6 protein-coding genes and 1 tRNA gene are annotated in these 10,664 nt (G+C 66.2%); 6 read left to right on the top strand and 1 reads right to left on the bottom strand.

Going from position 1 to position 10,664, the window contains the following annotated elements:
* Positions 1–245: 245 nt before the first annotated feature.
* Positions 246–330: transfer RNA gene (locus ACMUOO_RS06135), tRNA-Leu, on the bottom strand.
* A gap of 141 nt (positions 331–471) precedes the next feature.
* Between ACMUOO_RS06135 and ACMUOO_RS06130 the strand changes: the two genes are divergently transcribed.
* From ACMUOO_RS06130 to gltB, 6 genes are all read left to right on the top strand, one after another.
* Positions 472–1,461 (top strand): complex I NDUFA9 subunit family protein, encoded by a 990-nt coding sequence (locus ACMUOO_RS06130; protein ID WP_301919665.1) that lies wholly within the window; start codon positions 472–474, stop codon positions 1,459–1,461.
* A gap of 141 nt (positions 1,462–1,602) precedes the next feature.
* On the top strand, positions 1,603–2,586 hold the full coding sequence (locus ACMUOO_RS06125) for a hypothetical protein (protein WP_301919666.1): 984 nt from the start codon (positions 1,603–1,605) through the stop codon (positions 2,584–2,586).
* Positions 2,587–2,661: 75 nt separating this feature from the next.
* Entirely contained in the window at positions 2,662–3,462 is an 801-nt protein-coding gene (locus ACMUOO_RS06120) for an undecaprenyl-diphosphate phosphatase (protein WP_301919667.1), read from the top strand.
* Positions 3,463–3,621: 159 nt separating this feature from the next.
* Positions 3,622–5,058: an NAD(P)-dependent oxidoreductase gene (locus ACMUOO_RS06115; protein ID WP_301919668.1), complete on the top strand. Its 1,437-nt coding sequence runs from the start codon at positions 3,622–3,624 to the stop codon at positions 5,056–5,058.
* A gap of 141 nt (positions 5,059–5,199) precedes the next feature.
* On the top strand, positions 5,200–5,919 hold the full coding sequence (locus ACMUOO_RS06110; RefSeq protein WP_301919669.1) for a hypothetical protein: 720 nt from the start codon (positions 5,200–5,202) through the stop codon (positions 5,917–5,919).
* Between the two features lie 5 nt (positions 5,920–5,924).
* Positions 5,925–10,463: a glutamate synthase large subunit gene (gene gltB, locus ACMUOO_RS06105; protein ID WP_301919670.1), complete on the top strand. Its 4,539-nt coding sequence runs from the start codon at positions 5,925–5,927 to the stop codon at positions 10,461–10,463.
* The last annotated feature ends 201 nt before the right edge of the window (positions 10,464–10,664 follow it).

Genomic DNA, 10,664 nt, shown 5'->3' with positions numbered 1-10,664 from the left:
ATCGACCGCTTCTCCTCGTCCGTCCAGAGCCGCTTCGTCCGACGCGCCACGCCATCACCACAGTGTCCACTATCGATGGTGGACACTATCCGGCACTCTCAGCACGCGGCAGTGCGGTCAGGCCGGACGGTCACGGAGAAACGCCCCTATCCACCTTCACGAGCGCCCACGGGTGGATACAAAGGTGGATTAGAAAATCAAAAGTCCTGCAACCAGTTGGAATTGCAGGACTTTTTTGATTTGAATGGTGCCCAGGAGAGGACTCGAACCTCCACGCCTTGCGGCACTGGTACCTGAAACCAGCGCGTCTACCAATTCCGCCACCTGGGCAGGTGTCGTGACGGGCGATGTATAGCGGCCGTTCGGGCCTGTCAACGGGGCGCCGCCGGATTGCCCCCGCGCGCATTCGCGCCTTGTTTGGCGCGGCGCGGGGCGCTAATCAGGGCCGGAAATCTGCGGAGGCGCCTGCCCATGTCCAAGCTCGTCACGATCTACGGCGGTTCGGGGTTCCTCGGCCGGTACATAGCCCGGCGGCTCGCCAGGGAGGGTTGGCGCATCCGCATCGCCGTGCGGCGGCCGAACGAGGCGCTGTTCGTGCGCCCCTACGGAGCGGTGGGCCAGGTCGAGCCGGTGCTGTGCAACATCCGCGACGACGCCTCCGTGCGGGCGGCGATGGCTGGCGCTGGTGCGGTGGTCAACTGCGTGGGAACCTTCGACAAGGGCGGCCGCAACAATTTCGAGGCCGTGCAGGCGGACGGGGCCGCACGGATCGCCCGGATCGCTGCCGAGAACGGGGTGGAGCGGCTTGTCCATGTCTCCGCGATCGGCGCCGACGCGGGGTCCGACAGTGCCTACGCCCGGTCCAAGGCCGCCGGCGAGACGGCGGTCAAGGGCGCGTTCCCTTCGGCGGTGATCCTGCGCCCGTCGGTCATGTTCGGGCCCGAGGACCAGTTCTTCAATCGTTTCGCCGGCATGTCGCGTCTCGGTCCTGTTCTGCCCGTCGTCGGTGCCGAGACGAGGTTCCAGCCGGTCTATGTCGACGATGTGGCGCAGGCAGCGGTCAAGGCCGTGAAGGGTGAGGTGCCCTCGGGTACCTACGAACTCGGAGGGCCGGACGTCGGGACCTTCCGCGACCTGATGCACGGGATGCTCCGCGTCATCGGGCGTCGTCGGCTCGTGGTCGCTCTGCCGTTCTGGATCGCGCGGATCATCGCCGCGCTTCTTGACTTCGCGTCGCTTGCGACCGGGCGGCTCGTCGCCAACCGGGTGCTGAGCGGCGACCAGGTGAAGATGCTCCGCCGCGACAACGTCGTCGCGCCAGGCGCGAAGGGGTTCGCGGATCTCGGCATCACGCCAACGCCGGCCGAGGCGGTCTTGCCGGACTATCTCTGGCGCTTCCGCCCGTCGGGTCAGTACGAGGCGATCAAGGCCTCGGCGAAGAATCTCCGCGGCCACGGCTGATCGACTGGCGGGAACGGAGCCCCAGCCGGGGCGGAATTGTTTCTTTTTCCACCACTTTTCCGGAATCGTTTGACCTCGCCGCCGTCAAGGGGGACATTGTCCGCCGGGAACGGTGTTGATTGATCGTGGGAAGGGCGTCGGATGACGGCTCGGCTGTTGCTGCATATCGGGTACCACAAGACCGCCACGTCCTGGATGCAGCAGCGTCTTTTCGTGCATGAGCATGGCTATCACCAGATCGCCCGCCACCGGGAAGTCTGGGACAATGTCGTCGCGCCGCATGGTCTTCTCTTCGACCCCCGGGCGATGCGTGCGGTGATATCGGAGGGCATGCGCGGCGTGCCGTCGGGCATGGTGCCCGTGATTTCGTCGGAGATTCTTTCCGGCCATCCCTTCTTCGGCGGCATGGGCAGCGACGACTTCGCGCGGCGGCTCAAGGCCATCGCACCGGATGCCAGGATCCTGATTTCCATCCGTTCCCAGATGCGCATCCTGACCTCGGTCTACATGCAGTACCTGCTGCGCGGCGGCACGATGAGCCCCGAACTCTTTTTCGCGGGCGATCCGGAGCTCGGTTTCTACGGGTTCCGGCCCGAGCATTTCGAGTATCACCGGCTGGTGAAGCTCTATCAGGACCTCTTCGGCGCCGAGAACGTCCACGTCATCACGCAGGAGAGCCTGAAGACCGACATGGACGGTGCGACGAACCGGCTTGCGGAGTTCGCCGGAAACACCTCGTTCCATGGTGTGCTGCCGTCGCACCGGTCGGCGTACGCGCCAAGCTATCCGGAATACGCCGTGCCGCTTCTGCGTCGCATCAACAAGTTGCAGAAGAGCGTCCTTGTTCCGGCACCCACGGTCCGCATCGGCACCACGCCGGACGGGTTTTACCGCGCCTTCGGGTATCTGCTGAGGCGGCCGCCGTTTTCGAGGCTGCTCAAGGGATATCATCCGGTCTCGGAGCATGTGGAGAAGACGTTCCGCGGCCGGTTCGATGACAGCAACCGCGAGCTTGCGAAGTTCGTGGGACATTACCTCGATCTGTCGGAGTATGGCGGCGGCGCGACCATGCCGAAGGCCGCGGCTTCGGCAAATGGGGCGAAGCGGCTGGCCACGGCGCGCTGATCCGCCCGGCCTTGTGACTCCGCCAGCGCGGGCTTAAAGCTCCGCGTGCTGTAGTGCGGAAGGAAGGGCCCTGCGATGAGCGATACGCTGACTGCCCTCGTTCTCGGGCTTGTCGAGGGGCTGACGGAGTTCATACCGGTATCTTCCACCGGGCATCTCCTTCTGGCAGGGCATTTCCTCGGCTTCGAAAGCGCGGGAAAGACATTCGAGGTGGTCATTCAGCTTGGCGCCGTGCTCGCCATTCTGGGCGTCTACGCGGCGAAGATCACGCGCACCGTGGTCGGATTGCCCTCGGACCCCCAGGCGCGTCGCTTCGCCGGGTCGGTCCTCCTGGCCTTCCTGCCCGCGGTCGTGGTGGGCGTGCTGGCCCACGACTTCATCAAGGACGTGCTGTTCGAGAGTCCCCGGCTCATCGCCTCAATGCTCATTGCCGGAGGCGTGGTGCTTCTGGTGGTGGACCGTCTGCCGCTCAGCCCCCGATATCGCGACGCCGAACGCTTCCCTCTCTGGATGGCCTTCGGCATCGGTGTCGTCCAGTGCCTCGCCATGATCCCCGGCGTGTCCCGCTCGGGCGCCACGATCGTCGGCGCGCTCGCCTTCGGGGCGGACAAGAGGTCGGCGGCGGAGTTCTCGTTCTTTCTCTCGATGCCGACGATGGCCGCCGCCTTCACCTACGACCTCTGGAAGAACCGCGACGTCCTCGACTGGGGCGCGCTGGGCCAGATCGCCATCGGTTTCGGGGCGGCCCTCGTGACGGCGGTTCTCGTCGTCAATTGGCTTCTCGGATACGTCAGCCGGCATGGATATGCCCTCTTCGGCTGGTGGCGAATCATCGTCGGAGCTGCGGTTCTGGCTGCGCTGAGCCTCGGTTACTGAGCATAACGTCAGCATGCATTACCTTTTTTCGCCAATTCTCCTCCTCAAACGCGGAACTTCGCTCGAGAATCGACAAAATAGGTAAGCTATTCTGACTTTTATTCTGGCCGGAACAGCGGTAGCAATGCGCACCCTGAGTTCCGCCGGAAAGTTCCGCCCATGGCCAAGCAGCGCATGCTCCAGTTCGTGACCGTCTCGAGGGAGATGCCGGAGAAACGTGCGGCAAGCGTCCGCGCGCTGGACTTCAACGAGATTTACCGCGAGTTCGCTGCCCAGAAAGCGGCCGAGCAGGCCGGCCGGTGCAGCCAGTGCGGCGTGCCCTATTGCCAGACCCATTGCCCCCTGCACAACAACATTCCCGACTGGCTCAGGATGACGGCCGAAGGCCGGCTTCAGGAAGCCTACGAGCTTGCCCAGGCGACCAATACCTTCCCGGAGATCTGCGGCCGCATCTGCCCGCAGGACCGTCTTTGCGAGGGCAACTGCGTCATCGAACAGGCGGGCCACGGCACCGTCACCATCGGCGCGATCGAGAAATACATCACCGACACTGCCTGGGACATGGGCTGGGTGAAACCCGTGAAGCCGGTGCAGGAGCGCGCCGAAAGCGTCGGCATCATCGGCGCGGGACCGGGCGGGCTGGCGGCGGCCGAAGCGCTGCGCCGGGCGGGGATCCAGGTCACGGTCTATGACCGCTACGACCGCGCGGGCGGGCTCATGACCTACGGCATCCCCGGCTTCAAGCTGGAGAAGGACGTGGTGATGCAGCGGATCGCCCAGCTGGAGCAGGGTGGCGTGCAGTTCGTGCTGAACTGCAATGTTGGCGATGACCTCGCCTTCGACGCGATCCGCGGCAAGCATGACGCCGTGATCATCGCCACCGGCGTCTACAAGAGCCGCGACCTCGGCGGACCGAACGCGAATGCCACCGGCATCGTCCGCGCGATCGACTACCTGACCGCCGCGAACCGCAAGAGCTTCGGCGACGACGTGCCGGAGTTCGATTCCGGCGAGTTGAACGCGGAAGGCAAGCGCGTCGTCGTCATCGGCGGCGGGGACACCGCGATGGACTGCGTGCGCACCGCGATCCGCCAGGGCGCGCAGTCCGTGAAGTGTCTCTACCGCCGCGACCGGGCCAACATGCCGGGCAGCCAGCGCGAGGTCGCCAACGCCGAGGAGGAAGGCGTCGATTTCGTCTGGCTGACCGCGCCGCGGGGCTTCACCGCCGGCGAGGCCGTCGAAGGCGTGCTCGTCCAGCAGATGCGGCTCGGCGCGCCGGATGTCACGGGACGCCAGTCGCCGGAAGTGATCGACGGCGCCGATTATGTCGAGCCCGCGGATCTGGTGATCAAGGCGCTTGGCTTCGAGCCGGAGGATCTGCCGAAGCTCTGGGGCGTCGAGGGGCTGGAGGTCACCCGCTGGGGCACCGTGAAGGCCGACTTCCGCAGCCACGCGACAAGCCTGCCCGGTGTCTTCGCGGTGGGCGACATCGTGCGCGGCGCCTCCCTTGTCGTCTGGGCGATCCGCGACGGGCGCGAGGCCGCCGACAGTGTGCTGACCTACCTTGCCGGCGCGCAAGCGGTGGCGGCGGAATGAGGCGCGGCCACCCCGGAAATGTCTGCCGGATCGGCGTCGGGCGCCTGTCGGTTTGGCCTCGGATATCTGTCTCGACAATCCGCGCGCCGCAATGATTAACGGGTCAGTGACGCTGACCTTGAGAGTGAAGGAAGCCTGACCGTGACGAACGCAGCCGGGATCGTGTTGACAGGGGCGCTCGCGCTGCTCGCCCCGGCCGCCGTCGCAGGCGGCAGGTTCGCCGCGCCGCAGGGTTGCGAGGTCTTTGCGACCGTGCAGATGCGCTCCTGCCAGGTCTCGCAGCACTACCGCTGCCAGGGCGACGCGGCGGGCGAGCAGTGGGCGCTCTACATGGACGGCCAGGGACCCTACTACCTTTCCAAGATCGACGCCGAGACGCGCTGGCTGGAGAGCTACGACCTGACGACGGGCGAGAAGGACCGGCTGTCCGCCGAGACGGATCCGGCGTCTTTCACAACGCTCCTTTCCACCGGGCGCGACGACTACGACTTCACGACCGAAAGCGGGACCGGCGAGGTCCGCCGCTATACCGGCTATGACGAACTGACGGGCGAGCGTGTGACCATCGACGGTGTGACGCTGGAGCGCACGCGCTTCGACCTTACGGCCTGGGACGCCGGAGGCCAGATGCTCTGGCACCGCAAAGGGCGCCAGCTCGTGCACCGCGACTGGAGGCTCTTCTGGGCCGACAGCGAGGATTTCGAGAACAGCTTCGGCGACCGGGAACGCCTCGTGGACACGCCGATGCAGTTTGCGTTGCCAGGTGAGAAGGGGTTCCTGTCATCGGAGCCGATCTACGACTGCGACGAGCTGGTGACTGAGGCGACGCAACCCTTTCCAACCCTCTCGATCGGAGGATGACTGCCATGACCGAGTTTGACATGCACTGGGCCGAGGCAGAGGCCACCAAGCGCCACTGGATGGCCGAAAACAGTCTCTATCGCAGCGAAGACGAGCATTCCTCCTGCGGCGTGGGGCTCGTGGTCTCCGTCGACGGCAAGGCCAGCCGCAAGGTCGTGGCGAACGGGATCGAAGCCCTGAAGGCCGTCTGGCACCGCGGCGCCGTCGATGCCGACGGCAAGACCGGCGACGGCGCGGGCATCCACGTGCAGATCCCGGTGAAGTTCTTCTACGACCAGGTGCGGCGCACGGGGCACGAGCCTGATCCGAGGAAGCTGATCGCCGTCGGCCAGGTCTTCCTGCCGCGCACCGATTTCGGCGCGCAGGAGCGCTGCCGTACCATCGTGGAGACGGAAGTCCTGCGGATGGGCCATTACATTTATGGCTGGCGGCATGTGCCGGTGGACACGAGCGTGCTGGGCGAGAAGGCCAACGCGACGCGCCCCGAGATCGAGCAGATCCTGATCCGCTGCGAGAAGGACATCGACCAGGAGCAGTTCGAGCGCGAGCTCTACATCATCCGCCGCCGGATCGAGAAGGCGGTGATCGCGGCGCAGATCGCCGGGATGTACATCTGTTCCTTGTCCTGCCGGTCGGTGATCTACAAGGGCATGATGCTGGCCGAACAGGTCTCGGTCTTCTACCCGGACCTGATGGACGACCGCTTCGAGAGCGCCTTCGCCATCTATCACCAGCGCTATTCGACCAACACCTTCCCGCAGTGGTCGCTGGCGCAGCCCTTCCGCATGCTCGCCCACAACGGCGAGATCAACACGCTGAAAGGCAACGTCAACTGGATGCGGAGCCACGAGATCCGCATGGCTTCGGCGGCCTTCGGCGAGATGGCAGAGGACATCAAGCCGATCATCCCGGCGGGCACGTCGGATTCCGGCGCGCTCGATTCCGTGTTCGAGGTGATGGTCCGCTCCGGCCGCTCGGCGCCGATGACAAAGACCATGCTGGTGCCGGAAGCCTGGTCGAAGGCCACGACCAACATGCCGAAGGCCTGGGCCGACATGTATGCCTATTGCAACAGCGTGATGGAGCCCTGGGACGGGCCGGCGGCGCTGGCGATGACCGACGGGCGCTGGGTCTGCGGCGGTCTCGACCGCAACGGGCTCAGGCCGATGCGCTATGTCGTCACCGGCGACGGCCTCCTGATCGCGGGCTCCGAGGTCGGGATGGTGCCCGTGGACGAGGCGGTGGTGCGCGAGAAGGGCGCGCTCGGCCCGGGGCAGATGATCGCCGTCGACATGAAGGAGGGCAGGCTCTACCACGACCGGGAGATCAAGGATCGCCTGGCGGCGAGCCAACCCTTCGGCGACTGGCTGTCGAAGGTGATCGACCTCAACTCGATCATGCGCGACGTGCCGGAAAAGGCCGTGTTCGAGGGCGCCGAGCTGCGCCGCCGCCAGATCGCGGCCGGCTACACTCTGGAAGAGCTGGAGCAGGTCCTGGCCCCGATGGCGGACGACGGCAAGGAGATGGTCGCCTCCATGGGCGACGACACGCCGGCTGCCGTGCTGTCGAAGCAGTACCGCCCATTGAGCCATTTCTTCCGGCAGAACTTCAGCCAGGTGACGAACCCGCCCATCGACTCGCTTCGCGAGGCGCGGGTGATGAGCCTCAAGACCCGGTTCGGCAACCTCAAGAACGTGCTGGACGAGGACAGTTCCCAGACCGAGATTCTCGTGCTGGAGAGCCCCTTCCTCGCGAATGCCGAATTCGGCGAGATGGTGCGCCAGTTCGGCGCCAACGTCGCCTTCATCGACTGCACCTTCCCCGCTGACGGCCAGCCCGATGCGCTGAGGCTCGGGCTGGAACGCATCCGGGCGGAGGCGGAGGATGCCGTGCGCTCGGGCGCGGGGCACCTGGTGCTGACCGATCAGCACCAGTCCGAGGCGCGGGTGGCGATGCCGATGATCCTTGCGACCTCGGCGGTGCATTCCTGGCTGACACGCAAGGGGCTCAGGACCTTCTGCTCGCTGAACGTCCGGTCGGCCGAGTGCATTGACCCGCATTACTTCGCCGTTCTCATCGGCTGTGGCGCGACCACGGTGAACGCCTACCTGGCGCAGGATTCGATCGCCGACCGCATCCGCCGCGGCCTGATCGAGGGGAGCCTGGTCGATGCGATGCGCCGCTACCGCGACGCGATCGACGCGGGCCTGCTGAAGATCATGTCGAAGATGGGAATCTCGGTCGTCTCCTCCTACCGCGGCGGCCTGAACTTCGAGGCGGTGGGGCTGTCCCGCGCCATGGTCGCGGAATACTTCCCCGGAATGCAGAGCCGCATCTCGGGCATCGGCGTTTCGGGCATCCAGCACAAGCTGGAGGAGATCCACGCGAAAGGCTGGAAGGGCGGCGCCGATGTCATGCCCGTCGGCGGCTTCTACAAGTCGCGGCGGTCGGGCGAAAAGCACGCCTGGGAGGCGCAGACCATGCACCTTCTGCAATCGGCCTGCGACCGCGCGAGCTATGACCTCTGGAAGCAGTATTCGGCCGCGATGCGGGCAAACCCGCCGATCCACATCCGCGACCTTCTGGACATCAAGCCCCTGGGCCGGCCGGTGCCGATCGAGGAGGTCGAGAGCATTACCTCGATCCGCAAGCGCTTCGTCACGCCGGGGATGTCGCTCGGCGCGCTCAGCCCCGAGGCGCACATGACGTTGAACATCGCCATGAACCGGATCGGCGCGAAGTCCGACAGCGGCGAGGGCGGCGAGGATCCGGCGCATTTCCTGCCGATGCCGAACGGCGACAACCCCAGCGCGAAGATCAAGCAGGTGGCCTCCGGCCGGTTCGGCGTGACCGCGGAATACCTCAACGCCTGCGAGGAGCTGGAAATCAAGGTCGCGCAGGGCGCCAAGCCCGGCGAGGGCGGCCAGCTTCCGGGGATGAAGGTCACGCAACTGATCGCGCGGCTGCGCCATTCGACGCCGGGCGTGACGCTGATCTCGCCGCCGCCGCACCATGATATCTACTCGATCGAGGACCTCGCGCAGCTGATCTACGACCTTAAGCAGATCAACCCGCGCGCCAAGGTCACGGTGAAGCTCGTCGCCTCATCCGGCGTCGGCACCATCGCGGCGGGCGTGGCCAAGGCCAGGGCCGACGTGATCCTCGTCTCGGGTCACAACGGCGGCACCGGCGCCTCGCCCGCGACCTCGATCAAGTACGCGGGGCTCCCGTGGGAGATGGGTCTGACCGAGGCTCATCAGGTGTTGGCGATGAACAAGCTCCGCGACCGGATCACGCTCAGGACCGATGGCGGCCTGCGCACCGGACGCGACATCGTCATGGCGGCGATGATGGGCGCCGAGGAATACGGCATCGGCACTGCCGCGCTGATCGCCATGGGCTGCATCATGGTGCGTCAGTGCCAGTCGAACACCTGCCCGGTGGGCGTCTGCACCCAGGACGAGAAGTTGCGCGCCGTGTTCAACGGCACGGCCGACAAGGTGGTGAACCTCATCACCTTCTACGCCCAGGAAGTGCGCGAGATCCTCAGCCAGATCGGCGCCCGGACGATGGACGAGATCATCGGCCGCGCCGATCTCCTGACGCAGGTGAGCCGGGGGCACGCCGACCTCGACGACCTCGACCTCAACCCGCTCCTCATCACCGTCGATGGGTCGGACCGGATTGTCTATGACCGGTCGAAGCCGCGGAACGCGGTGCCCGACACGCTGGATGCCGAGATTATCCGCGACGGCGCGCGGTTCTTCGAGGACGGCGAGAAGATGCAGCTTTCCTATGCGGTCCGGAACACCCACCGGACCATCGGGACGCGCGCATCCTCGCTCATCGTCCGGAAGTTCGGGATGCGCAACAACCTGCAGCCGGATCACCTGACCGTGAAACTGACAGGGTCTTGCGGCCAGTCCCTCGGCGCCTTCGCGGCACCGGGGCTGAAGCTCGAGGTTTCGGGCGACGCGAACGACTACGTCGGCAAGGGCCTGTCGGGCGGCATGATCGTCGTGCGACCGCCGATGACCTCGCCCCTTGAGGCATCGGAGAACACGATCATCGGCAATACCGTGCTCTATGGCGCGACCGACGGGCATCTCTTCGCCGCCGGCCGGGCGGGCGAACGCTTCGCCGTGCGCAACTCCGGTGCGAAGGTCGTGGTCGAAGGCTGCGGCTCGAACGGCTGCGAGTACATGACGGGCGGCGTCGCGGTCATCCTCGGCCGCATCGGCGCGAACTTCGGCGCGGGCATGACCGGCGGCATGGCCTATGTTCACGATCCCGACGGCACGGCAGAGGACCTGATGAACCTCGAGACGGTCGTCACCTGCGCGGTCAGCCATCCGCACTGGGAAGCGCAGCTGAAGGGCCTCGTGGAACGGCACGCCGCCGAGACCGGGAGCCTGAAGGCCAAGCGCATCCTCCAGCACTGGTCGGCGGAGCGGGCGAACTTCATCCAGGTATGCCCGAAGGAGATGCTCGTGCATCTGACGCATCCCCTCAGCGCGGACGCCGAGGCCGTTCCGGCAGAGTAGGCCCGCGCCGTCATTTGCCCCGGTACCGGCGGTCGGGCGGACGCGGAAAGCCGACACGGGGCATTCCGGCAACAGCGCCGGCAAAAGCGCCCTGCCGCAGGGCCATGGCGGCGCCGTCAAGGTTGACGGGCGCCGCCTTGGCGGTTCCACTTTGCCACCAGTCCGGAACCAGCGCGCGGCGGGCGCATGCCGACGACCTAT

The sequence above is a fragment of the Albidovulum sp. genome, from assembly GCF_041919395.1.
GTDB lineage: Bacteria > Pseudomonadota > Alphaproteobacteria > Rhodobacterales > Rhodobacteraceae > Albidovulum.
This window is presented reverse-complemented; position numbering and strand designations above follow the sequence as displayed.